Below are 21903 nucleotides of genomic sequence, written 5' to 3' on the forward strand. Positions count from 1 at the left end.
GCGTCGGCCGCACGCTTCGAGGCATCGGCGGTCGCGGACGCTGCACGCTTGGTGGCGTCGGCGGTGGCGTCCGCGGTGCGCTTGGTCACGTCGGCGGTCGCCGCGGCAGCGCGCTTCGTCGCGTCCGCCGTGGTCTCGGCGGCCTGCTTGACCGCGTCGCCGGTGGTCTCGGCCGCCTGCTTGACGGCGTCGGTCGCGGCCTCGGTCGCGCGGCCCAGCGGTGACTGCTCGTCGTCGAAGGGACCGTGCACGTCGAGGACGCGGACGTCCACGCTCGTCGGGAGCTCGGAAACCTGCCGCGTCGCGGCTGTCACCTGCTTCCGCACCTCGTCGGCGACGTGGAGCACGGGCTCCGGGTAGCTGACGACGATGGAGACCTGCACGCCGAGCGCGCCGTCGTCCTCGTCGACCTGCACGCCGGCGGTGCCGGCGCTCCGGCCGAGCTGCTTGCGGAACTGGTCGGCTGCACGGGCGGCGATCCCGCCGAGGTGGTGCACACCGGGCACGCCGAGTGCGGTCTCCGCTGCCGTCCGGGCGACGATCGTGACGGTGCTCGCGTCGTCGGGCAACGGCTCCGTGAGCTCCGCGGGCAGTGCCACCTCGGTGACCTGCGTGTGCGCGTTCGGGTCGTGCTGCATGGTTCTCTCCTCGTTCGGGTTCCGCCGGAACGCATCGGGGCACTCGACTGCGCGAGTGCCCCGACACGGTTCGTGCGACCTACTTCTTGAAGACGTCCTTGACGTCCTCGCCGGTCTGCTTGGCGCTCGCGGCGGCCTGGTCCTTCTTGCCCTCGGCGACCTTGGAGTCGTCGTTGGTGGCGTTGCCGAGCGCTTCCTTCGCCTTGCCGGCGAGGTCCTGTGCAGCGTTCTTGATCTTGTCGTCGAGTCCCATGACGGGTCCTTTCTTCGGCGGGCGTGCGCCCGGTGGGTGTGCTGGATGGGCCGGGAGGCCCGTGGTGCGTCGTGCCGACGGGTGTCAGCGGACGCGGGTCGGCTTCGCGAGCGCGGAGCGGGTGCCGCCGGTGAGGTGCACGAGCACCGGTACCTGGCGGCCGAGCGTGCGGTCCAGGACCGCGACCGCCCGGTCGACGGCGTCGAGCACGGTGACCGCGTCGCCGCCGCGGCGGACGGCGACCCGGATCCGAGCAGCACGCTGCCGGCGGACGAGGTAGGTGTCGACCCGCGAGCCGACGACGTCACGGACGCCGGAGAGCTCGTGGTCGAGGACGTCGCGGACGAGCGCCACGTTGACGGTCACCGCGTCGTCGCCGGAGCGTTCCCGGACGGCGACCGAGGTACCGCCACCGCCACGCGTGAACACCCACACGAGGGCGAGCACGATGACGAGGGCGCATGCACCGGCGATGATCCACAGCGAGGACGCGGGTACGTCGAGGCTGCGGGGGAGGTCGACGTAGGGGGCGGTCGCGTCGCGGACGGCGGGCAGGACGCCCGCGCCGATGACGAGTCCGACGACGACGGCGACCAGGCCGAGCACGAGGAGGATGATCCGGTTGAGGGTCCGGTTGCTCTTGGTCATGCGAGGGTTCCCTTCTCCTCGACCCGGACGCGGACGCTCCGGCCGAATCGTTCGTCGAGACCGCTGAGCCGGTCGCGGACGGCGTCGCGGACGACGCCCTCGTCGACGGGCATCCCGGTGACGGGGACCACGCGGACCTCGGTCCGGCGACCACGTGCGGTCGCCGAGGCGTTGCCCTCGGGCACGCCCGCGGCGGTGCCGGCCGCGTTCGCCGCGGTCGAGGCCAGGATGCGGCTATCGATGATGACGGCACCGCGCTCGTGTTCGACGACGGAGCGGTGCTGCCGGCCGGGCTTGAGCGCGAGGACGATCAGCACGACCCCGAGGACGATCAGCACGACGGCGACGACCTCGGCGATCGTCAGGAACGCCGCGTCGGGCCGGAGTGCCGCGTCGACCGCGGACTGCGGGTCGGCGAGGAGCGGAGGTCGGCCGATCGCCCGGAGGACGGACTCAGTGCCGATCCACGCCGCGACGAGGACGAGCACGACGAGGGCGACGGCCACGGCGGTCGAGCGGGAGCGGTGGACGCTCCGGCGACGGATGCGCCGTTCCACGGAACCGTTGCTCATGATGGCCTCCTAGACGGTCCGGGTCTCGCGCTCGCGCACGATCCCGGTGAGTTCGATGTGGGCACTGCCGACGCGACGGCCGGTGAGGTCACCCACGCGGCCCTTGACCTCCTCGGCGACCCGGGCGGAGCGGCCGACGATGTCGTCGCCCGCCGAGATCGGGCCGGTGATGTCGAGGGAGAGTGCGCCGGACGCGTCGCCGAGTCCGACCCGCACCCGCTTGGCGGGGGCGCCGAGCCGTTCGGCTGCGACGGCCCGCGCCAGCGAGGTCAGTGCGCGAGCGGTGATCTCGACGCGGCCCGCGACAGCAGTAGACGAGACGCCGTCCGGGCCGGGGGTCATCGTGAGCTCCGGCGCCCGGTCAGCACGTCGGCGAGGGCACCGCGGTCGATGCGGCCGGTCACGAGCGCGGCCACGAGGGCCCCGACCGCTCCGAACACGACCACGAGCACGAAGCCCCAGAAGCCGAACTGCAGTGCCACGACGGCGAGGACGGCGCCGATGAGGGCGCCCATCAGTGTGTTGCTCATGCGACTCGCGCTTCCTTCTTCTCGTCGTCCTTGTCGTCGTCGTCACCCGGGATGAAGACGTCCTGCACGGTCACGTTGACCTCGGCGACCTCCATGCCCACGATCTGCTCGAGCGCACGGGCGACGCCGGCACGGACGCCGTCGGCGACCTGCTGGAGCGCGACCGGGTACTCGGCGACGATCACGATGTCCGCGGCGACCTGCTTCTCGCCGACCTCGACCTTGACGCCCTGGCCGAAGTCGCGCTGGCCGATGGCGTCGCGGAGGGCGCCGATCGCACGGGCGGCGCCGTTGCCGAGGGAGTGGACGCCGTTGACCTCGCGGGCGGCGATGCCGGCGACCTTCGACACGACGGTGTCGTCGATGACGGTCTTGCCCGTGACGCCGTTCGCGCCGGAGTGGGTGCCGGTGTTGCGCGTGGCGGCCGTGCTGGTGGTCGTGGGGGTGAGGGTGGTGTCAGCCATTGTCGTTCCTTCCGATCGTCCCGCCGGGCGTTCCCAGCGGTTGCTGTTCACGGATGAGACGGGGCTCACCAGAGGTTCGTCACACCCGGGTCATCGGTTTCAGCCGATTTCCAGAGAATCGGCCAGATCCCAGTGGTGGCGTACCCCGAGGGGTGGTCGGGTCAGTCGGCCGCGCGGATTCCGGCCGCGCCGCTGCGTTCCGTCGCACCGCGGATCGAACGGACAGCCGCCATCGGGGACTCGCCCCGTTCCTCCTGGAAGAGCTGCTGGAGCCGTCGCGGACGCACCCCGGCCGCATCGGCGATGTCCTGCACCGTCAGGTCCTCGTCGAGGTGCTGCTCGATGAAGGCGAGTGCGCGCCGGAGGCGCCACGACGCCCGTCCGGCGTCGGGGCGGGCGGCCAGTGAGGCGCGCATCGTCGTGCCCGGGTCCTCGCCGAAGCGCTCGCGGTACGCGGCGGCGAAGCGGCCCGCGTTCGTGAACCCCCAGCGCCCACCGACGGACGCCACGCCCTCGGAGCCGTCGCCGCGCAGGAGCTCCTGCCGGACGCGGTCGAGGCGGTGGTCGCGGAGGAACCGGTGCGGGGTCGAGTCGAGCGTGCGGGCGAAGACGTCCTGCAGGCCGCGCTGACTGAGGCCGCACGCTGCGGCGATGTCGGGCACCGACGGCCGATCGGACGCGTTCGCCTCGATGAACCGGATCGCGTCCCGCAGCCGGTTCGCCACCGGTACGTCGGTCCCGCGGTTCCGGATCGGGAACGTGTCGAGGACCACGACGGCGAGACGGCGGTTCAACTCGGTCCGCATCGCGCCGAGCACCCGGTCGTCGACGAGCATCGGACCGATCTCGTGGATGAGGTGGCGGAGTGGTTCGCGCCGTGCGACCACCTCGTCCTGCTGGTCGAAGAGCAGCGGACCGGCCGGCAGCCGGAACCCGAGGTCCTTCCCGACCTCGCGGAGGAACCGGTCGGCGACGTGGACCCCGTTGTAGACGGTTCCGGAGGACTCGAACCGGTAGGCCTCGGGGGCCGACGCGATGTAGGGGCTGCCCGGTTCGACGACCCGGGAACGGTCGGCGAAGTGCATCTCCAGCCGGCCCTTCGTCAGCCAGAACACCACGTGGTCGTCCCGCGCGCCGATCACGCCTCCGCGCTTGCCGCCCTCGGCGCGCATCGTCCGGAGGGTCAGGTCGTCGTCGCCCACGACGGTGTACTCGTACCGGGCGTCCTCGGTCGCGAAGGTGCCCGACGCGAAGTCCGAGCCGTGGTACTCGGCCTCGAAGATGGCGGAGTAGTCGGAGCCGTCGCCGTCGGTGAACCGCAGTCTGCGGAAGCCGTTCGGCGACGAGGCGGTCATGCGCGCATCTTGCCACGGTTGCGCCGACACGTCGAAGGAATACCCTAGGGGGGTACCGTATTGAGTCGGGTGGAGGACACGATGTACGAACACGTCGGGTACATCGGCGACAAGGACGACCTGCTGAAGCGGCTCCGTCGCGCCGAGGGTCAGGTGCGCGGGATCGCCCGCATGGTCGAGGACGAGACCTACTGCATCGACGTCCTCACCCAGATCTCCGCGGCGAACCGGGCGCTCGAACGCGTCGCCCTGTCGCTGCTCGAGGACCACCTGTCCCACTGCGTCGCCGAGGCGGTCGCTGAGGGCGGGGACGCCGCGAACGCCAAGGTGCGCGAGGCGAGCGAGGCCATCGCCCGACTCGTCCGCTCCTGAACACCGGAAGGAACACCGTGAACGACACCGTGAACACCGAACTCCTGCTCGTCGAGGGCATGACCTGCGAGCACTGCGTGATGAGCGTGACCGAGGAACTCACCGAACTCGACGGGGTGTCGGACGTCGCCGTCCAGCTCGTGCCGGGCGGTCGGTCCGAGGTCACCGTCACGTCGGACGGTCCGGTCACGACGGAGGCGCTGCGCGACGCGGTCGCCGAGGCGGGGTACGAGGTCGTGCGCTCGTGACGGACGGCGTCGTCGACCGTGTGGTCGAACTCGACATCACCGGGATGACGTGCGCCTCGTGCGCCAGCCGCATCGAGCGGAAGCTCGGCAAGCTCCCCGGCGTCACCGCGACCGTGAACTACGCGACCGAGAAGGCGCAGGTGCAGGTCGACGGCCCGGACTCCGCCGATCCAACAGTGCTGATCGCCGCGGTCGAGGCCGCCGGGTACGGCGCCTCGGTCCCGGCGCCGCCCGTCTCCCCGGACGACGACACCGCCGACACCGCCGGGTCCGATCCCTCCGCGCCCCTCCGGCAGCGGCTCGTGGTCTCGGCGGTCCTCGCGCTGCCCGTGGTCGTGCTGTCGATGGTCCCCCTGCTGCAGTTCCCGAACTGGCAGTGGCTGGCACTGGCCCTCGCCGCGCCCGTCGCGGTCTGGGGAGCGCTGCCGTTCCACCGCGCCGCGTGGGTGAACGCCCGGCACGGCGCCGCGACGATGGACACCCTCGTCAGCGTCGGGGTCCTCGCCGCGTTCGGCTGGTCGCTCTACGCGCTGTTCCTCGGTGACGCCGGCACGACCGGCATGCACATGACCTTCTCGTGGTTCGCGACCGACCCCGAGGCGAGCGACCTCTACCTCGAGGTCGCCACCGCCGTCACGGTCTTCATCCTGGCCGGGCGGTACATGGAGGCACGGGCGAAGCAGCAGTCCGGCGCAGCGCTCCGCGCCCTGCTCGAGCTCGGCGCGAAGGACGCGACAGTGCTGCGGGCGGCGACCGAGACCCGTGTGCCGGCTGCCTCGCTCGTCGTCGGTGACGTGGTCGTCGTCCGCCCGGGGGAGCGGATCCCGAGTGACGGCACCGTGCGCGAGGGCTCCTCCGCCGTCGACCTCAGCATGCTCACCGGCGAGTCCGTGCCGGTCGAGGTCCGCCCCGGCGACGCCGTCACGGGTGCCACGATCAACGTCGGCGGACGACTCGTCGTCACGATCACCCGCGTCGGCGCCGACACCGAACTCGCCCGGATGGGTCGACTCATCGAGGACGCCCAGACCGGCAAGGCCGAGGTGCAGCGCCTCGCCGACCGCGTCTCCGGTGTCTTCGTGCCGATCGTCATCGGACTCGCGCTGGTGGCGTTCGTCGGCTGGCTCGTGCTCGGCGGATCCCTGACGGCGGCGTTCACCGCGGCCGTCGCCACCCTCATCATCGCCTGCCCGTGCGCGCTCGGTCTCGCCACCCCCACCGCCCTCTTGGTCGGCACGGGGCGCGGCTCACAGCTCGGCATCCTCATCGGCGGACCCCAGGTGCTCGAACGCACCCGTGCCGTCGACACCATCGTGCTCGACAAGACCGGCACCGTGACGACCGGGGCCATGGCGCTCCGCTCGGTCGCGGCCGCCCCCGACGCCGACGTCGACCCCGACGCGGTGCTGCGACTGGCCGCGGCGGTCGAGGACGGCTCGGAGCACCCGGTCGGCCGCGCGGTGATCGCCGGCGCGCGTGACCGGGGCATCGGCACGGCGGAGGCATCGCAGTTCACCGCGACGCCGGGCGCCGGCGTGCAGGCTGTGGTCGACGGCGACGTGGTGCTGGTCGGCACCGCCCGGTGGCTCGCCGAGTCGTGGTCGATCAGCCTGCCGGAGACGCTCGCCACCGCACTCGCCGAGGCCGAGTCCGACGGCGGGACCGCGGTCGTGGTCGCTCGGAACGGCGCCGCGCTCGGCGTGGTCGTCGTCGGCGACACCGTGAAGCCCGACGCAGCCGACGCCGTCCGTCGGTTCGTCGAGCTCGGACTCCGTCCGGTGCTGCTCACGGGCGACAACGAGGGGGCGGCACACGCCGTCGCCGCGTCCGTGGGGATCGACGAGGTCCACGCGCGCGCCACACCAGCCTCGAAGCTCGAGACCGTCCGCCGGCTGCAGGCCGAGGGGCGGAGCGTGGCGATGGTCGGGGACGGCGTGAACGACGCAGCAGCCCTCGCCGCGGCCGACCTCGGCATAGCGATGGGCGCCGGCACCGACGCGGCGATCGCGGCCAGCGACATCACCGTCGTCAGTGGCCGGCTCACCGTGGTGGCCGATGCGGTCCGGCTCTCCCGTGCCACCCTCCGCACGATCAGGGGGAACCTGTTCTGGGCGTTCGCGTACAACGTGGCGGCGATCCCGCTCGCGATGGCGGGGCTGCTCAACCCCGTGCTGGCGGGTGCGGCCATGGCGTTCTCGTCCGTCTTCGTCGTGACGAACAGCCTGCGCCTCCGTCGCTTCACCCCGCTCGACCGCCCCTGACCCGGCGGCCCGACTGTGCGCACCACCCGCCGGAGCGCACTACGCTCGAACTCGGTCCGCGACGCAGTGCTGCGGTGACCCGCGGGCTTGTACGTCTTGAAGGTGATCCAGGAGGACCCCGTGACCGAATCCGCGCCCGTCGACCCCACATCGACCGAAGGCTGGAAGAAGCTGGACGGCATCGCCGCCGGCTTCACCCCGGACCTGCGAGGGTGGTTCGACAGCGACCCAGGCCGCGCCGAGCGGTACACGTTCCAGGCGGCGGACCTCACCGTCGACCTGTCGAAGGGCCTCGTCGACGACGAGATCCTCGGCGCACTGCTGCAGGTCGCGAAGGACACCGGCGTCGCCGAGCGCTTCCAGGCGATGCTCGCCGGTGAGCACATCAACGCCACCGAGGACCGTGCCGTGCTGCACACCGCGCTCCGCCGGCCGAAGGCGACCGAGGGCCTCGTCCCCGCCGCCCCGCTGACCGTCGACGGCCAGGACGTCGACGCCGACGTGCACGCCACGCTCGACAAGGTCTACGCCTTCGCGACGCAGGTGCGCGACGGCTCGTGGACCGGTGTCACCGGCAAGCGCATCGAGACCGTCGTCAACATCGGCATCGGCGGCTCGGACCTCGGCCCGGTCATGGTCTACGAGGCACTGAAGCCGTACGTGCAGCCCGGCCTCGAGGCCCGCTTCGTCTCGAACATCGACCCGTCGGACATCTACGAGAAGACCGTCGACCTCGACCCGGAGACCACGCTCTTCATCGTCGCGTCGAAGACCTTCGGCACGCTCGAGACCCTGACGAACGCCCGCCTCGCCCGCCAGTGGCTGTGGGAGAAGCTGGGCCTCACGGACGCCTCGGACGACGAGAAGTCGAACGCCGTCGCGAAGCACTTCGTCGCCGTCTCGACCGCGCTCGACAAGGTCGCCGCGTTCGGCATCGACCCGGAGAACGCCTTCGGCTTCTGGGACTGGGTGGGCGGCCGCTACTCGGTCGACTCGGCCATCGGCACGAGCGTCGTCATCGCGATCGGCCCGGAGAACTGGGAGGAGTTCCTCGCCGGCTTCCACGCCATCGACGAGCACGTCCGCACCACGCCGCTCGAGCAGAACGTCCCCGTCCTGATGGGGCTGCTCAACGTCTGGTACTCGAACTTCCTCGGTGCGCAGAGCCACGCGGTCCTGCCGTACACGCAGTACCTGCACCGCTTCGCCGCGTACCTGCAGCAGCTCACGATGGAGTCGAACGGCAAGCGCGTCCGCTGGGACGGTTCGCCCGTCACCACCGAGACCGGCGAGGTCTTCTGGGGCGAGCCGGGCACGAACGGCCAGCACGCGTTCTACCAGCTCATCCACCAGGGCACCCGCCTCATCCCGACGGACTTCATCACCGTCGCGAAGCCGGCCCGTCCGCTGAAGGACGAGTCCGGCGACGGCAAGGCCGTGCAGCCGGGGCAGGACGTCCACGCGCTGTTCCTGGCGAACTTCTTCGCGCAGACGAAGGCGCTCGCGTTCGGCAAGACGGCGGACGAGGTTCGCGCGGAGGGCACCACCGACGAGGCGATCGTCGCAGCGCGCACCTTCACGGGCAACAAGCCGTCGACGTCGATCCTCGCGCCGGAGCTCACCCCGAGCGTGCTCGGCCAGCTCATCGCGCTCTACGAGCACATCGTGTTCACCGAGGGCACCATCTGGGGCATCGACTCGTTCGACCAGTGGGGCGTGGAGCTCGGCAAGCAGCTGGCGCTGCAGATCGCCCCGGCGGTCGACGGCGACCAGGCCGCGCTGGACGCGCAGGACTCCTCGACGAAGGCGCTCATCGCCAAGTACCTGGAGCTGCGCGGCGAGTGACGCGCGCACCTGACGGACGGGAGGCGCGGTGCCAGCTGGCACCGCGCCTCCCGTCCGTCCGCCGCTCACGCTGGCCGCGGGGCGGACCCGAGGCGCTTTTCGCGCTGAGCGACAGTTCACGCGCGGCGCGGCCCGTGAGGTGTCGCTCACCGCGAAACGTCGCCGGCGCCGTGGCCGCCGGGGTCAGCGGCCGAGCGGGTCGAGGTTGAGCGATGTGCCCTCGTAGAGGTGCTGGTCCTCGCCGAACACCTGCACGCCCTCGTTCAGCCACACCAGGTCGCGCACCGTGATGCCGAAGCGCGCGGCGACGTCGCCGATGAGGTCGTCCGGCGCGACCGTGTAGGTCTTCGGCGCACCGGAGGCCGTGGTCGCCGTGACCGGCCCGTTCGCGTTCGCGCGGGTGCCGGCGTCCTTCGGGTGCACGTTCGTCTGCCGTGCGGGGACCGACCAGCGGACGGTCGTGACGGCGAGGACCTTGTCGGCGGCGATCTCGACGGGGACGTCCTGCCCGGGCGCCGCCGCGGAGTACGTCACGAGCGTCCCGAGGTGCGACGGGTCGACCCCGGACCCGCTGAGCGGCACGTTCGCCGCGATCGCACCGCTGGTCGGGCCGCCGAGGGTGTGGTCGCCGACGCCGTGGTACGTGAGCCCGTCGCCGACCTTCCGCGGCAGGTCGAACAGCCCGACGCCGATCGGCACCGGCAGGGTCGAGGTGATCCCGGAGTACTGCGCGGTGAAGGAGTCGTCACCGTTGGCGACCATCCGGAAGTGGAAGTGGATGCTGCCCTTGGGGGAGGCGACGTCGCCCTGCGCCAGGACGGTGCCGGCCGGGATGGGCGTGAGCGTCGGGGCCGGGGCGGCGGCCTCCGTCGGTTCCGGGGTGGGCGTGCGGGGGTTCGCCGATGCCTCGAGCAGGTCCGACGCGGACTCGCCGTCGGGGGTCGGCGTCGGGGTGGCGCTCGGCGGCGCGGACGTCGCCGGCGGGCTGGACGGCGCGGGCAGCGCTCCGTCGGATCCGCGCAGCAACGAGCACCCGGACAGCGCGACGGTCGCCAGGACGACGGCACCGATCGTCACGAAACGCTTCATGGTTCCCCCCTCGCGACGATGCTAGCGCGGCGTCGCGCCCGGACCGAGGGGCGGTCGCGGGCTGTGTCCTGCGGCACACCGGACCGGTCCGGGGGTGGTGGGACGGTGTCGGTCGGAGCGGCTACCGTCGTGGGTATGGAGCGTTCGGAGATCCTCGCCGCTGCAGCCGCCGCGCACGCCGCCCGCATCGCCGAGGAAGGCGGTGACGACGCTGCCGCGCGGGAACGTGCCGAGAGCGTCCGTCGTCGTGCCGACGGCCTGACCGACCGGTTCGACACCGTCGAGGGGACGAGCGCCGAGTCCGACGCGCGTGACGCCGACCGCCGTCGCGCGGGTGAGGCGGACCGTGCAGCCTCCCGGACCGAGGGGTCCCTGTCGGACTGGCACCGCATGGGCACCCGACGCGGTGTCACTCCGGACGACCAGGTCCGCACGGCCTGGACCGTCACCGGGGTCCCCGAACCGGGCGAGGCGCGGGCGCTCGCGAACGTCCTGCTCTCGACCGCCGGGCACGCCGGTCGGGTCGCCGACGCCGCACGCCGGAACCCCCGGCTCGCCGGAGCCGCCAGCGCTGCCGCGCGCCGGACGGTCCGGCGCTACACCGACCACGGTGCGGACATGTCCTCGCTGGGGGACGTGCTCGCCGAACCGCCCCGCGACGAGGGGTGAGGCACCCTCGCCCCTGATCAGGACTTTCGTGGAGCGATCCAATCCGTCTGATGTCCATATGTGTGATTGACAGGACATGGAAACGGGTTACGATCCTTCCAAGCGATGAAGCGTGATCACTGACGAAGGAGTCACCCGCATGGTCGACATCAAACCGACAGCCCCGAAGACGGCGCTCCCGCCGGTCGGGAAGGGCCCGCACGTCCGCCGCCTCGGCGTCCTCGCCCTCGTCGCCACCTTCGGCGGCCTCCTGTTCGGCTACGACACCGGTGTGATCAACGGCGCGCTGCTGCCGATGAAGCAGGAGCTCGGCCTCACGAACTTCACCGAGGGCGTGGTCACGAGCTCGCTCCTCTTCGGTGCCGCCATCGGTGCCATGCTCGGCGGTCGCATCGCCGACGGCTGGGGTCGTCGGAAGACGATCATCCTGCTCGCCGTGACGTTCTTCGTCGGCACGCTCGTCTGCGTCTTCGCGCCGGCCTTCGGCGTGATGGTCGTCGGTCGCGTGCTGCTCGGGCTGGCGGTCGGTGGTGCCTCCACGGTCGTGCCGGTGTTCCTCGCCGAACTCGCGCCGTACGAGATCCGCGGATCGCTCTCCGGTCGCAACGAGCTGATGATCGTCATCGGACAGCTCGCCGCGTTCGTGGTGAACGCGATCATCGGCAACCTCTGGGGTGAGGGCAACGGGGTCTGGCGCGTCATGCTCGCCGTCTGCGCCCTGCCCGCGATCGCGCTCTTCATCGGGATGCTCCGCGTGCCGGAGTCGCCGCGGTGGCTGGCGTCGAAGGGCCGCAACGACGAGGCGCTCGAGGTCCTCGGGCAGATCCGCTCGAAGGAGCGTGCGTCGGCCGAACTCGAGGACATCAAGCGGACGAACGCCTTCGAGGAGAAGGTCCAGCGCGAGAGCGGCTGGCGCGTCCTGCTCGGAAACAAGTGGCTCATCCGGATCGTGCTCATCGGTGCGGGCATCGGCGTCGCGCAGCAGCTGACCGGCATCAACTCGATCATGTACTACGGCCAGACCGTCCTGATCGAGTCGGGCTTCCAGCAGTCGGCGGCGCTCATCGCGAACATCGCGCCGGGCATCATCGCCGTGGTCGGTGGCTTCATCGCCATCTACAACATGGAGAAGATCAACCGTCGGACGACGCTGATCCTCGGGTACTCGCTGACGACGGTCTGCCACTTCCTGATCGGCATCGCCTCGATGACGCTCGTCGAGGGCAACCCCGCTCGACCCTGGGTCATCCTGTTCCTCGTCGTCGCCTTCGTCGGTTCGATGCAGACCTTCCTCAACATCGCGACCTGGGTGATCCTGTCCGAGATCTTCCCGACGCAGATCCGTGCGCTCGGCATGGGGATCGCGGTCTTCTGCCTCTGGATCGCGAACGCGTTCCTCGGGCTGTACTTCCCGACGATCGTCGCCGCCACGGGCATCACGGGCACGTTCTTCGGCTTCGCGATCGTCGGCGTCCTCGCCCTGCTCTTCATCTGGAAGTTCGTGCCGGAGAGCCGCGGCCGCACCCTGGAAGAGGTCGAAGAGGGCGTCACCACCGGCAACATCTTCACGGTCCCGCCGAAGAAGGCGCGTCGGTGACGGTGGGGCGTCGCTGACGCAGTCCATCGAGGGAGCAGAAGACGTCGGGTCAGCCCATGGCACCCGACGTCTTCTGCTCCCTCGACGGGCGACCGAGTGACGGACGGGAGGCGCGGTGCCAGCTGGCACCGCGCCTCCCGTCCGTCTGCTGGTCGCGCTACGGGCGCAGGAGCACCTTGCCGACGCGGCCGGCGGTGTCGCTCGCGCGCACCGCGTCGCGGACGTCCTCGAAGGCGAACGTCTCGGCGACGGGGAGCGTCAGCGAGCCGTCGAGCACACGGGTGATGAGCTCACCGAAGAGCTGCTGCTTCGTCTCGCCCGGCATGGTGCGGCTGACGACACTGCCCCAGAAGCCCTTGATCGTGACCTGCTTGAAGATCACGGCCCCGGACGGGATCGTCATCGTCGGCGACGCCATGGCGCCGAACACGACGAGGGTCCCGTTCTCGGCGAGCGTCGACACGATGTCCGCGGCGGCCTGTCCACCCACCGACTCGACGCCGGCGATGATCGGCGCACCGCCGGTGATCGCCGTGACCTGGTCCTGCCAGTCGTCGCCGTCGGTCGCGACGATCCGCTCGATGCCCTGCTCGCGGAGTTCGTCGACACCGGCCGCACGCCGGACGAGACCGACGACGTTGATGCCCCGGGCGGCGGCGAGCTGCGCGACCATGCGGCCGACGGCGCCGTTCGCGGCGTTCTGGATCATCCAGTCGCCCTCGTGCAGGTCGAGCGAGTGCAGCAGGCTGATCGCGCTGAACGGCATCGACACGAGCTGGGCGGCGGCCTCGTCGGACATCGCGTCGGGCACCGGGATGAGCCCGGCCGCGTCGGCGACGTAGTACTCGGCCCAGACGCCGAAGGTGCCGCCGGCGACGCGCTGGCCGACCTGCAGGTTCGTGACGCCCTCGCCGAGCGACTCGACGACACCGAGCGCCTCGGTGCCGGACTGGGCGGGCAGCTCGGGCTTGAAGCCGTAGGTGCCGCGCACGGTCCACAGGTCGTGGTTGTGGATGGGGGAGAGCACGGTGCGGACGAGGACCTGCCCGGCGCCGGGCTGGGGGACCGGACGCTCGGCGACGGTCAGGACGTCGGCGGGCTCGGCGAAGGTCTCGTGCACGACGGCGCGCATCGTGGTGGGGGTGGTGGTGTCGGTCATGGACTAGTCCTCCGAGACGGTGATCGTGACGTCGATGTTGCCGCGCGTCGCGTTCGAGTAGGGGCAGACCTGGTGGGCAGCGTCCGCGAGGGCCTGGGCCTGGTCGTGCTCCACGCCGGGGATGACGACCTCGAGCATGACGGCCAGCTGGTAGCCGCCCTGGCCGTTCGGGCCGATCTGCACGCGGCCGCCGACGGACGAGTCGGCGATCTTCACCTTCTGGCTGCGGGCGACGCCCTGCAGTGCGGAGTGGAAGCACGCGGCGTAGCCGGCGGCGAAGAGCTGCTCGGGGTTGGTGCCGGCGCCGGAGCCGCCCATCTCCTTCGGGATGGCGAGGTCGAGCGCGAACGAGCCGTCGCTGGTGGCGACGCGGCCGTCACGGCCGGCGCCGGTGGAGAGGGCCTCGGCGGTGTAGAGGGCTTCCATGTGGTGTTCCTTCCTTCGTGGGGTCAGTGTGGTCTTCGTCGTGGTGCGAGCCGTTCCTTCGCGCTGAGCGACAGTTCACGGACTCGGAGACGCGTGAGGTGTCGGTCAGACCGTGACGTCACGCGGGGCGTCGGTGGCGGCCGCGTGCATGGTCGCGGTGAGCCGGTGCAGCGTAGCGATGAGCTCCGTCGCGGCCTGCTCGTCGGACAGTCCCATCCCGGCGGCGATCCGGGCCGGGATGTGCGCGAGCTCCGGACGGAGGGCCGTGCCGCGCTCGCCGATGGTCACCGTGACGACGCGCTCGTCGGCGCTGCGGCGCTCGCGGCGGACGAGTCCGGACTGCTCCATGCGGCGGAGCAGTGGGGAGAGCGTGCCGGAGTCGAGCTGCAGGTGGTCGCCGAGGCCGGAGACGGTCTGGTCGCCCTCGATCCACAGGGTCACGAGCACGAGGTACTGCGGGTAGGTGAGCCCCCACGGTTCGAGCAGCGTCCGGTACGCCTGGGTCGTCGCACGGGAGGCCGCGTAGAGGGAGAAGCACACCATCTCGTCGGTCACGGGCATGGCACAAGCATTGCACGCAACCGAGTTGTGCACAACCGACCACCGGTTCGGTCGGCGAGTCCCCAGCGGACCGGAGGCGCGGGGCGGGCCGGACCCGCGCCTCCCGTCCGTCGGATCCGGGACCGGCGGGCGCTGCGGGTGTGAGCCGGTTAGGCTGACGTGACCCACGATGACCAGCAACGACCTCGACAACCCAGCGACCACTGGAGCCGGCGACACCCGCCGCACCGGTAGGGCGTCGTCCCACGGCAAGACGATCCTGATCGGGGAGCACGCCGTGGTCTACGGCGCCCCCGCTCTCGTGCTGCCGGTCCTCGACGCCCGGGTCGTCGCCACCGTGACACCCATCGAGCCAGCAGCGGCGAGCACCGGCACCGGCACGACCGCCCTCGGCCACCACCTCGAGTCCGCCGTGCACACCGGCCCGCTCGACCTCGCCCCCGCCGCCGTGATGCCGACCGTCACCGCCGTCACCGCGACCCTCCGCCACTTCGGCAGCACCGACCAGCAGTTCCACGTCCGCGTCGACAGCGAGGTCCCGACCGCACGCGGCATGGGGTCCAGCGCCGCGGTCGCCGCCGCCGTGACCGCCGCCGTCGCCGACGCCCTGGGCGAGACGCTCGACGTGGAGACCCACCACGAGCTCATCCAGCAGTGCGAACGGGTCGCCCACGGTCGTCCCTCCGGACTCGACGCCCGCGGGGTCGTCGCCGACGCCCCCGTCTGGTTCGAGGGCGGCCGCATCGAGCCGGTCGAACTCGGGGCCCGCTTCACCTTCGTCGTCGCCGACACCGGGGTCCCCGGGCACACCCGCGAAGCCGTCGCGGCCGTCCGCGCTCGCCACGACGCCGACCCGGCCGCCGTCGACGAGGTGGTCGACCGCATCGGCGAACTCGCCCGTCGCGCACGGGGGACACTCGTGGACGGCGACGCACAGGCGCTCGGTGCCACGATGGACGCCGCGCACGGACTCCTCACCGCACTCGACGTGTCGAGCGACGACCTGGACCGGCTCGTCGACGCCGCACGTTCCGCGGACGCCCTCGGCGCGAAGCTCACCGGCGGTGGGCGCGGCGGATGCGTCCTCGCCCTCGCCTCGGACGGCGAACACGCGGAGCGCATCGCCGCCGCACTGCGCGGCGCAGGTGCCGCAGCCACCTGGACCACCACGATCGGAGACCGCGCTTGATGACCGCCACCGCCGTCGCGCACCCCAACATCGCCCTCGTCAAGTACTGGGGCAAGGCGGACGCGACGCTCGCGCTGCCCGCCACGGGCAGCGTCTCGATGGGGCTCGACGTGTTCCCGACGACGACGACCGTCACCGTGGACGGTGGGTCGCGGGTCGGCCTGGAGGCACGTGACGCGTTCACCCTGAACGGTCGCGTCGTCGAGGACGGCGCCCTGGTACGGGTGCAGCAGTTCCTCGACCTCGTGCGCGAGCTCGCCGGCAGCGACGCGCGCGCCAGCGTCGTCTCCGAGAACACCGTGCCGACCGGCGCCGGTCTGGCCTCGAGCGCCTCCGGCTTCGCCGCCCTGGCCACCGCTGCGTCGGCGGCCTACGGGCTGGACCTCTCCCCCCGCGACCTGTCCCGGCTCGCTCGGCGCGGATCGGGCTCGGCGACCCGGTCGATCCCCGGTGGCGTGGCGGTCTGGCACGCCGGTGACGACCGGGGCTCCTACGCCGAGCCGATCCCCGCGCCGCCGATGGCCATGGTCGTCGTGACGATCGACGCGGGTCCGAAGCCGATCGGCTCGCGCGAGGCCATGCGCCGCACCATCGCGACCTCGCCGTTCTACCCGGCCTGGGTGACCTCGACGACCGAGACGGTGGGGGACATGCTCACCGCGTGTGCCGCCGGCGACTTCACCCGGATCGGCGAGCTCACCGAGAGCAACGCGCTCCGCATGCACGCCACCATCGAGGGTGCGTTCCCCCCGATCCGCTACCTCAACGCCCGCAGCGTCGCCGTGTTCGACGCGGTCGCTGAACTGCGCGCATCCGGGGTCGAGGCGTACGCCACGGCCGACGCCGGACCCAACGTCGTCGTCCTGACGAAGCCCGAGGACCGGTCCGCCGTCGCGTCCGCGCTGTCCGGCTTCGGCGACGTCATCGAGTCCGGCACCGGACCCGCCGCGTGCGTGGTCCGCTCCGAAGGAACGGGGACGCCCGGAGCGGGCGCCGCCCCCGACCAGGAGGAGCGCACCGAGTGATCGAGTTCCGTGCCCACGGCAAGCTGTTCGTCGCGGGCGAGTACGCCGTCGTCGAGCCGGGCCAGCCGTCCGTGCTCATCGCGCTCGACCGCGCCATCACGGCACGGGTGACCGAGGGCCACGGCGCCGGCAGCGTGCACTCCGAGGAGTACGGGCACCTGCCGCTCACCTGGACCCGCGCCGAGGACGGCATCGCGCTCGACACCGAGCACCACCCCTACGACTACGTGATGGCGACGATCGACCTGGTCGAGAAGCTCCGCGGCGAGCAGGCCATCGCGCCTCGTTTCCACGACCTGCGGATCCACAGCCAGCTCGACGACGCCAGCGGCCGGAAGTTCGGCCTCGGGTCGTCCGCGGCGGTCACCGTCGCGACGGTCGGTGCCCTCGACCGCTTCTACGGCCTCGGGCTCTCGCAGCGGAAGCGGTTCCAGGTCGCCCTGCTCGCGACGATCCGGGTGAACCCGCGCGCATCCGGCGGGGACCTCGCGGCGAGCACCTTCGGCGGCTGGCTCCGCTACAGCGCGCCGGACCGGGAGCGCCTGGCCGCGCAGCTCGACCGTCGCAGCGTGACCGAGATCCTCGGCGACGCCGAGGCCTGGGAGGGGTTCGACGTCCAGCGCCTCCCGGCGCCGGAGAACCTCGAGCTCCTCGTCGGGTGGACCGGTTCGCCGGCGTCCACCACGAAGCTCGTCGGCGTCGTCCGCCGGCACCGCAACGGCGGGTACCAGGCGTTCCTCGACGAGAGCCGGGCCTGCGTCGACGACCTGACCACGGGCCTCCAGACCGGCGACGCGGACCGCACGCTCGGCGCGCTCCGCCGGGCACGCGGCCTGCTGCAGCGCCTCGGCGCGTCCGTCGGGTCGCAGATCGAGACCGAACGCCTCGCCACCCTGTGCGACGTCGTCGAGGCCGCGGGCGGGGCGGCGAAGCCGTCCGGTGCCGGCGGCGGCGACTGCGGCATCGCGCTCGTCCCGGCGGAGACCGACCTCGCCGGCATCCACCGCGCCTGGGAGGCGCACGACATCAGACACCTCAGCGTCGCGGTGCAAGCGCCCGAAGGGAGCGTCGATGACTGACCTGCTGACCCCGATCCCCACGAAGTGGGTGGGGCCGATCCGCATCAGCGGCAACGCCGTGGAGGGCGAGCACGAGGTGCCGCTCGCCACGTACGAGTCGCCGCTCTGGCCGTCGGTCGGCCGTGGCGCCCGCGTCTCGCGCATGGTCGAGGGCGGCATCGTCTCGACCGTCGTCGACGAGCGCATGACCCGCTCGGTCGTGGTCCGTGCCGACAGCGCGGCCGCCGCGCACCTGGCGACCGGACGCATCCTCGCCCGGCAGGACGAGCTCGAGCAGATCGTCGCCGGGCAGAGCCGGTTCGCGAAGCTCATCGAGGTGCACCCGGAGATCGTCGGGGACCTGCTGTTCCTGCGCTTCGCGTTCACGACGGGCGACGCGTCCGGGCACAACATGGTGACCCAGGCGGCGGACAAGCTGCTGCCAGCGATCCTCGCGTGGGAGCCGGGCCTGCGGTACGTCTCCGTCTCCGGGAACTTCTGCACCGACAAGAAGGCCACCGCCGTGAACGGCATCCGTGGCCGCGGCCGGAACACGATCGCCGAGATCGTCATCCCCGGTGAGATCGTCGAGAAGCGCCTGCGGTCGTCGGCCGCGCGGATCGCCGAGCTCAACGTCGCGAAGAACCTCGTCGGGTCGACCATCGCCGGGGCCATCCGCTCCGCGAACGCGCACTACGCGAACATGCTGCTCGGGTTCTACCTGGCCACCGGGCAGGACGCGGCGAACATCGTCGAGGGCTCCCAGGGCATCACGAGCGCCGAGGACCGCGACGGCGACCTGTACTTCGCCACCTCGCTCCCGCACCTCATCGTCGGCACGGTCGGCAACGGCAAGGGCGGCGACCTGCCCGTGGTGGAGGACGCCCTCGTGCGCCTCGGCTGCCGCGAGGACCGGGAGCCCGGTGCGAACGCCCGCCGCCTCGCCGCCCTGTGCGCTGCCACCGTCCTCTGCGGGGAGCTCTCGCTGCTCGCCGCGCAGACCAACCCGGGCGAACTGATGGCCGCGCACGTCGCGATGGAACGCCGGGGCGCGAAGCCGGCCGGGGGTGCAGCATGACCACGCCGCAGCCGCTCTCCGTCGGCATCCACGACATCGCGATCGCGACCGGACACCACGTCCTCGAACTCGACGACCTGGCCGAGCGCCTCGGCGTCGACCCGGCGAAGTACCACGTCGGCATCGGGCAGGACGCGTTCAGCGTGCCGGCCGCCGACGAGGACATCGTCACGATGGGTGCGGCAGCCGCCAAGGAGATCATCGACCGGCACGGCGTCGAGGGCATCCGCACGGTGCTCTTCGCGACCGAGTCCGGCGTCGACCAGTCGAAGGCCGCCGGGGTGTTCGTGCACGGGCTGCTCGGTCTGCCGCAGAACGTCCGTGTCGTCGAGCTGAAGCAGGCCTGCTACGGCGGGACCGCAGCCGTGCAGCTCGCCCTCGGCATCGTCGCGCGCGCGCCGCACGAGCGGGTGCTCGTCATCGCCGCGGACGTCGCCCGGTACGACGTCGACACCGCCGCCGAGCCCACGCAGGGTGCCGGCGCCGCCGCGATCCTCATCGCTGCCGACCCGGACCTCATCGAGCTCGAACCCGCCGCCGGGGTCTTCACCGCGGACGTCGACGACTTCTGGCGCCCGAACGACCGCTCGACCGCCCTGGTCGACGGCCGCCTGTCGGTGAGCGCGTACGTGAACGCCTTCGTTGGCGCGTGGGACGACCTCGCGGCGCAGGGCGGGCCGGCGTACGAGGACATCGTGCGGTTCGTCCACCACCAGCCGTTCACGAAGATGGCGATCAAGGCGCACCGGAAGCTGACGCAGCACGTCGGGGTGCCGTTCGACGAGTCCGAGCTCGCGATCGGCTTCACCTACAACCGGCAGACCGGCAACACCTACACGGCGTCGCTCTGGATCGGGCTGGCGGCGCTGCTCGACCTCGACGACGACCTCGGCGGGGAGCGCGTCGCGCTGTTCAGCTACGGCTCGGGCAGCGTCGGCGAGCTCATCACCGGCATCGTCCGGCCCGACTACCGCGACCACCGCCGCGTGGACCGCGTGCGCGAGCTGCTCGGCGCCCGGGTCCCGCTGACGGTCGACGCCTACCGCGAGCTGCACGCCGGCGGTGCCGCGACGAGCGAGGACGTCGAGCGTCCGCGCGTGACCACCGCCCCGTACCGCTTCGCGGGCGTGCGCGGCGGTGCCCGCCACTACGAGGCGACCGCGCAGGACTGACCGGGCGCCGGGCCGGGCCGTCGGCCGGGCCGGCCCCGACGGTTCGCGAAAGCGACAGATCGCCGCGGAAGTTCCGCGGCGACCTGTCGCCCTCGCGACGTGGACGGTGGTGCGCGGCCGCGATCTGTCGCTTCCGCGCACGAGACGCAACCGGCTGACGGCCTGGAGGCGCGGTGCCAGCTGGCACCGCGCCTCCCGGCCGTCACCACCCACGTCGCGGGCGTGAGATCGCAGTCTGGTCGGTCCTCGCGGCACGGCCGCGTCCCGAAGTGCGATCTCGACCGACCGACCGACCGACCGACCGACCGGCCGACCGGCCGGCGGTCACGCGGCGGCGGTCAGCACCTCGCGCTCGAGCCGCTGGTAGCTCGTCTCCATCCCGTCCGTCATGCCGGTCGCGAGGATCATGTCCCGCTGGGCCTGGTCGGGGTAGCTGATGAGCAGCGTCATGAGGGTGACGCCGTCGGCCTCGGCGAACTGCAGGTCGTTGACGTTGGCGGGGAACGGTGCACCGGTCATGCGTTCGGTGGTGACCATGCGGCGCTCGGGCTCGATGACGAGGTTCTCGCCCTCGAAGCCGAACGCCTCGCCCGCGGTGTCCCCGACCGGTGCCCACGCCTGCCGGAACGATCCACCGACGACCAGGTCGTTCTCGCACGCGGTCATCTCCCACCCGTCCGGGCCGAGCAACCAGCGCCGCATCAGCTCCGGCTCGGTGTGGGCGCGCCAGAGCAGGTGCTGCGGCGCCTCGAACGCGCGGGTGATCCGCACGTGCGTGTCGTCGACGAGCTCGGTGACGGTGCCCTTGCCGAGCGCGTACTCCCGCAGGTCGGCGAGCACCGCGTCGAGCTGGCCGAACGCCTGCGTGTAGCCCTCCTGCATGCCCATCTCGACGAGCTGGTCGAGGTCGGCGGACGACGCGAACGCGGTGACGACGGTGACCCGCGAACCGGTGTCGATCGACTCGAACGACAGGACGGTCTCGCTGCCCGGCATCGACTCGTCGACGTCGCCGTCCTCGGTCGCGAAGAGGTCGCGGAAGACGATCCGCCGGGGTGCGTCCACCTCGCTGATCTGCCACAGCGACAGGAAGCGCTCGTTCTGCGGTGAGGTCATCCGGTAGTGGGCGAGGCCCCCGGGGCGCAGGTCGAACGACGTGAAGGTGGCGGGGAACCCGGGCGGGCCCCAGAAGCGCTCGAGCTGCCGCGGGTCGGCGAAGGCGCCCCAGAGTCGCTCGACGGGCACCGGGAACTCGGCGACGAGCGTCAGGGTGAGTTCCTCGGGATCGGTGTGGACGGACGTGGTCGGCATCATCGGCTCCTGGTGTCTGTGTGGGTGTCTCGATCGGCGTCGGGGTCGTCCCCGAGCAGTGCGTCGAGCCGGTCGATCCGGCCGCGCCACAGGTCCGCGTAGGTGTCGAGCAGACCGCGGACCCGGTCGATCTGGCTCGGTTCGGCCCGCACGATCCGCGTGCGGCCGCGGGGGTGCTTCGTCACGAGTCCCGCTCCTTCGAGGACGGCCACGTGCTTCTGGACGGCGGCGAACGACATGGCGTACGCGTCCGCGAGCTCGCTCACGGACGCCCCGCCGACGAGGGTGCGACGGACGATGTCCCGCCGGGTCGCGTCGGCCAGGGCGTGGAAGACCCGGTCGACCTCGGTGTCGCTCAGTTCGATTCGTACAACCATTTGGTT

25 protein-coding genes are annotated in these 21903 nt (G+C 71.9%); 11 read left to right on the forward strand and 14 right to left on the reverse strand.

The annotated features are described in order from the left end of the window. The 8 genes from BIU96_RS19680 to BIU96_RS02995 all read right to left on the reverse strand — a co-directional run. Positions 1–638 (reverse strand): Asp23/Gls24 family envelope stress response protein (locus BIU96_RS19680; protein ID WP_175477441.1); only part of this gene is annotated, 638 nt, incomplete at its 3' end. Between the two features lie 79 nt (positions 639–717). Further along, positions 718–891, reverse strand: coding sequence for a CsbD family protein (locus BIU96_RS02965; RefSeq protein WP_071291125.1), 174 nt, complete (start codon positions 889–891; stop codon positions 718–720). A gap of 84 nt (positions 892–975) precedes the next feature. Next, positions 976–1539, reverse strand: coding sequence for a hypothetical protein (locus BIU96_RS02970; RefSeq protein ID WP_071291126.1), 564 nt, complete (start codon positions 1537–1539; stop codon positions 976–978). Continuing rightward, positions 1536–2111 carry a DUF6286 domain-containing protein gene (locus BIU96_RS02975; protein WP_071291127.1) on the reverse strand — a complete coding sequence of 192 codons (576 nt, stop codon included), beginning with the start codon at positions 2109–2111 and terminating at the stop codon, positions 1536–1538. Before BIU96_RS02975 ends, BIU96_RS02970 begins: the two co-directional genes overlap by 4 nt. A gap of 9 nt (positions 2112–2120) precedes the next feature. Further along, positions 2121–2453 (reverse strand): hypothetical protein, encoded by a 333-nt coding sequence (locus BIU96_RS02980; protein WP_071291128.1) that lies wholly within the window; start codon positions 2451–2453, stop codon positions 2121–2123. Then, complete coding sequence (locus tag BIU96_RS02985) at positions 2450–2641, reverse strand: DUF2273 domain-containing protein (protein ID WP_071291129.1); 192 nt, start codon at positions 2639–2641, stop codon at positions 2450–2452. Before BIU96_RS02985 ends, BIU96_RS02980 begins: the two co-directional genes overlap by 4 nt. Beyond that, the gene (locus BIU96_RS02990; protein ID WP_071291130.1) at positions 2638–3105 is read right to left on the reverse strand and encodes an Asp23/Gls24 family envelope stress response protein; all 468 of its coding nucleotides are present in this window, start codon (positions 3103–3105) and stop codon (positions 2638–2640) included. Before BIU96_RS02990 ends, BIU96_RS02985 begins: the two co-directional genes overlap by 4 nt. A 161-nt stretch (positions 3106–3266) precedes the next feature. Beyond that, positions 3267–4460, reverse strand: a complete 1194-nt coding sequence (locus BIU96_RS02995) for an AraC family transcriptional regulator (RefSeq protein WP_071291131.1) — start codon at positions 4458–4460, stop codon at positions 3267–3269. An 81-nt stretch (positions 4461–4541) separates the two neighbouring features. Between BIU96_RS02995 and BIU96_RS03000 the strand changes: the two genes are divergently transcribed. The 4 genes from BIU96_RS03000 (at position 4542) to pgi (ending at position 9186) form a co-directional block, all read left to right on the forward strand. After that, positions 4542–4832, forward strand: a complete 291-nt coding sequence (locus BIU96_RS03000) for a metal-sensitive transcriptional regulator (protein ID WP_071291180.1) — start codon at positions 4542–4544, stop codon at positions 4830–4832. 59 nt (positions 4833–4891) lie between these two features. Next, on the forward strand, positions 4892–5080 hold the full coding sequence (locus BIU96_RS03005; protein ID WP_071291181.1) for a heavy-metal-associated domain-containing protein: 189 nt from the start codon (positions 4892–4894) through the stop codon (positions 5078–5080). Continuing rightward, positions 5077–7341, forward strand: a complete 2265-nt coding sequence (locus tag BIU96_RS03010) for a cation-translocating P-type ATPase (protein ID WP_302847710.1) — start codon at positions 5077–5079, stop codon at positions 7339–7341. The genes BIU96_RS03005 and BIU96_RS03010 overlap by 4 nt, the downstream gene beginning before the upstream one ends. Positions 7342–7461: 120 nt before the next feature. Further along, positions 7462–9186, forward strand: a complete 1725-nt coding sequence (pgi, locus tag BIU96_RS03015; protein ID WP_071291183.1) for a glucose-6-phosphate isomerase — start codon at positions 7462–7464, stop codon at positions 9184–9186. A gap of 183 nt (positions 9187–9369) precedes the next feature. Here pgi and BIU96_RS03020 read toward each other — a convergent pair whose 3' ends face one another. Then, on the reverse strand, positions 9370–10275 hold the full coding sequence (locus BIU96_RS03020) for a LysM domain-containing protein (protein WP_071291132.1): 906 nt from the start codon (positions 10273–10275) through the stop codon (positions 9370–9372). Between the two features lie 135 nt (positions 10276–10410). On the opposite strand from BIU96_RS03020, the gene BIU96_RS03025 reads away from it, so the two are divergent. Then, positions 10411–10944, forward strand: coding sequence for a hypothetical protein (locus tag BIU96_RS03025; protein WP_071291133.1), 534 nt, complete (start codon positions 10411–10413; stop codon positions 10942–10944). A gap of 139 nt (positions 10945–11083) precedes the next feature. Continuing rightward, positions 11084–12541 carry a sugar porter family MFS transporter gene (locus BIU96_RS03030; RefSeq protein WP_071291134.1) on the forward strand — a complete coding sequence of 486 codons (1458 nt, stop codon included), beginning with the start codon at positions 11084–11086 and terminating at the stop codon, positions 12539–12541. Between the two features lie 157 nt (positions 12542–12698). On the opposite strand, the gene BIU96_RS03035 is transcribed toward BIU96_RS03030, so the two are convergent. From BIU96_RS03035 to BIU96_RS03045, 3 genes are all read right to left on the reverse strand, one after another. Beyond that, positions 12699–13673, reverse strand: coding sequence for a zinc-binding dehydrogenase (locus tag BIU96_RS03035; RefSeq protein WP_071291184.1), 975 nt, complete (start codon positions 13671–13673; stop codon positions 12699–12701). Between the two features lie 30 nt (positions 13674–13703). Then, positions 13704–14126 carry an organic hydroperoxide resistance protein gene (locus BIU96_RS03040; protein ID WP_071291135.1) on the reverse strand — a complete coding sequence of 141 codons (423 nt, stop codon included), beginning with the start codon at positions 14124–14126 and terminating at the stop codon, positions 13704–13706. 105 nt (positions 14127–14231) lie between these two features. Further along, entirely contained in the window at positions 14232–14687 is a 456-nt protein-coding gene (locus tag BIU96_RS03045; RefSeq protein WP_175477442.1) for a MarR family winged helix-turn-helix transcriptional regulator, read from the reverse strand. 169 nt (positions 14688–14856) lie between these two features. Between BIU96_RS03045 and mvk the strand changes: the two genes are divergently transcribed. From mvk to BIU96_RS03070, 5 genes are read left to right on the forward strand one after another with little or no spacing between them, the layout of a single operon-like run. Next, positions 14857–15876, forward strand: coding sequence for a mevalonate kinase (mvk, locus tag BIU96_RS03050; RefSeq protein ID WP_083402607.1), 1020 nt, complete (start codon positions 14857–14859; stop codon positions 15874–15876). After that, a complete protein-coding gene (gene mvaD, locus BIU96_RS03055; protein ID WP_254785920.1) occupies positions 15876–16901 on the forward strand; it encodes a diphosphomevalonate decarboxylase in 1026 nt (341 codons plus the stop codon). The genes mvk and mvaD overlap by 1 nt, the downstream gene beginning before the upstream one ends. Continuing rightward, on the forward strand, positions 16898–17980 hold the full coding sequence (locus BIU96_RS03060) for a phosphomevalonate kinase (protein WP_071291137.1): 1083 nt from the start codon (positions 16898–16900) through the stop codon (positions 17978–17980). Before mvaD ends, BIU96_RS03060 begins: the two co-directional genes overlap by 4 nt. Continuing rightward, the gene (locus BIU96_RS03065; protein ID WP_071291138.1) at positions 17973–19037 is read left to right on the forward strand and encodes a hydroxymethylglutaryl-CoA reductase; all 1065 of its coding nucleotides are present in this window, start codon (positions 17973–17975) and stop codon (positions 19035–19037) included. Before BIU96_RS03060 ends, BIU96_RS03065 begins: the two co-directional genes overlap by 8 nt. Beyond that, positions 19034–20209 (forward strand): hydroxymethylglutaryl-CoA synthase, encoded by a 1176-nt coding sequence (locus BIU96_RS03070; protein ID WP_071291139.1) that lies wholly within the window; start codon positions 19034–19036, stop codon positions 20207–20209. Before BIU96_RS03065 ends, BIU96_RS03070 begins: the two co-directional genes overlap by 4 nt. A gap of 324 nt (positions 20210–20533) precedes the next feature. Here BIU96_RS03070 and BIU96_RS03075 read toward each other — a convergent pair whose 3' ends face one another. Both BIU96_RS03075 and BIU96_RS03080 read right to left on the reverse strand, forming a co-directional pair. Then, a complete protein-coding gene (locus tag BIU96_RS03075) occupies positions 20534–21520 on the reverse strand; it encodes an SRPBCC family protein (RefSeq protein WP_071291140.1) in 987 nt (328 codons plus the stop codon). Continuing rightward, a complete protein-coding gene (locus BIU96_RS03080; protein ID WP_071291141.1) occupies positions 21520–21897 on the reverse strand; it encodes a helix-turn-helix transcriptional regulator in 378 nt (125 codons plus the stop codon). The genes BIU96_RS03075 and BIU96_RS03080 overlap by 1 nt, the downstream gene beginning before the upstream one ends. Positions 21898–21903: the final 6 nt, after the last annotated feature.

The sequence above is a fragment of the Curtobacterium sp. MCBA15_008 genome (genome assembly GCF_001865065.1).
Lineage (GTDB): Bacteria > Actinomycetota > Actinomycetes > Actinomycetales > Microbacteriaceae > Curtobacterium.

What these genes read in the sequence shown, in the direction of transcription:
- BIU96_RS02965 (WP_071291125.1), bottom strand. Translation starts at nt 891, where the DNA reads ATGGGACTCGACGACAAGATCAAGAACGCTGCACAGGACCTCGCCGGC.
- BIU96_RS02970 (WP_071291126.1), bottom strand. Translation starts at nt 1,539, where the DNA reads ATGACCAAGAGCAACCGGACCCTCAACCGGATCATCCTCCTCGTGCTC.
- BIU96_RS02975 (WP_071291127.1), bottom strand. Translation starts at nt 2,111, where the DNA reads ATGAGCAACGGTTCCGTGGAACGGCGCATCCGTCGCCGGAGCGTCCAC.
- BIU96_RS02980 (WP_071291128.1), bottom strand. Translation starts at nt 2,453, where the DNA reads ATGACCCCCGGCCCGGACGGCGTCTCGTCTACTGCTGTCGCGGGCCGC.
- BIU96_RS02985 (WP_071291129.1), bottom strand. Translation starts at nt 2,641, where the DNA reads ATGAGCAACACACTGATGGGCGCCCTCATCGGCGCCGTCCTCGCCGTC.
- BIU96_RS02990 (WP_071291130.1), bottom strand. Translation starts at nt 3,105, where the DNA reads ATGGCTGACACCACCCTCACCCCCACGACCACCAGCACGGCCGCCACG.
- BIU96_RS02995 (WP_071291131.1), bottom strand. Translation starts at nt 4,460, where the DNA reads ATGACCGCCTCGTCGCCGAACGGCTTCCGCAGACTGCGGTTCACCGAC.
- BIU96_RS03000 (WP_071291180.1), top strand. Translation starts at nt 4,542, where the DNA reads ATGTACGAACACGTCGGGTACATCGGCGACAAGGACGACCTGCTGAAG.
- BIU96_RS03005 (WP_071291181.1), top strand. Translation starts at nt 4,892, where the DNA reads ATGACCTGCGAGCACTGCGTGATGAGCGTGACCGAGGAACTCACCGAA.
- BIU96_RS03020 (WP_071291132.1), bottom strand. Translation starts at nt 10,275, where the DNA reads ATGAAGCGTTTCGTGACGATCGGTGCCGTCGTCCTGGCGACCGTCGCG.
- BIU96_RS03025 (WP_071291133.1), top strand. Translation starts at nt 10,411, where the DNA reads ATGGAGCGTTCGGAGATCCTCGCCGCTGCAGCCGCCGCGCACGCCGCC.
- BIU96_RS03030 (WP_071291134.1), top strand. Translation starts at nt 11,084, where the DNA reads ATGGTCGACATCAAACCGACAGCCCCGAAGACGGCGCTCCCGCCGGTC.
- BIU96_RS03035 (WP_071291184.1), bottom strand. Translation starts at nt 13,673, where the DNA reads ATGCGCGCCGTCGTGCACGAGACCTTCGCCGAGCCCGCCGACGTCCTG.
- BIU96_RS03040 (WP_071291135.1), bottom strand. Translation starts at nt 14,126, where the DNA reads ATGGAAGCCCTCTACACCGCCGAGGCCCTCTCCACCGGCGCCGGCCGT.
- BIU96_RS03045 (WP_175477442.1), bottom strand. Translation starts at nt 14,687, where the DNA reads ATGCCCGTGACCGACGAGATGGTGTGCTTCTCCCTCTACGCGGCCTCC.
- mvk (WP_083402607.1), top strand. Translation starts at nt 14,857, where the DNA reads ATGACCAGCAACGACCTCGACAACCCAGCGACCACTGGAGCCGGCGAC.
- mvaD (WP_254785920.1), top strand. Translation starts at nt 15,876, where the DNA reads ATGACCGCCACCGCCGTCGCGCACCCCAACATCGCCCTCGTCAAGTAC.
- BIU96_RS03065 (WP_071291138.1), top strand. Translation starts at nt 17,973, where the DNA reads ATGACTGACCTGCTGACCCCGATCCCCACGAAGTGGGTGGGGCCGATC.
- BIU96_RS03070 (WP_071291139.1), top strand. Translation starts at nt 19,034, where the DNA reads ATGACCACGCCGCAGCCGCTCTCCGTCGGCATCCACGACATCGCGATC.
- BIU96_RS03075 (WP_071291140.1), bottom strand. Translation starts at nt 21,520, where the DNA reads ATGCCGACCACGTCCGTCCACACCGATCCCGAGGAACTCACCCTGACG.
- BIU96_RS03080 (WP_071291141.1), bottom strand. Translation starts at nt 21,897, where the DNA reads ATGGTTGTACGAATCGAACTGAGCGACACCGAGGTCGACCGGGTCTTC.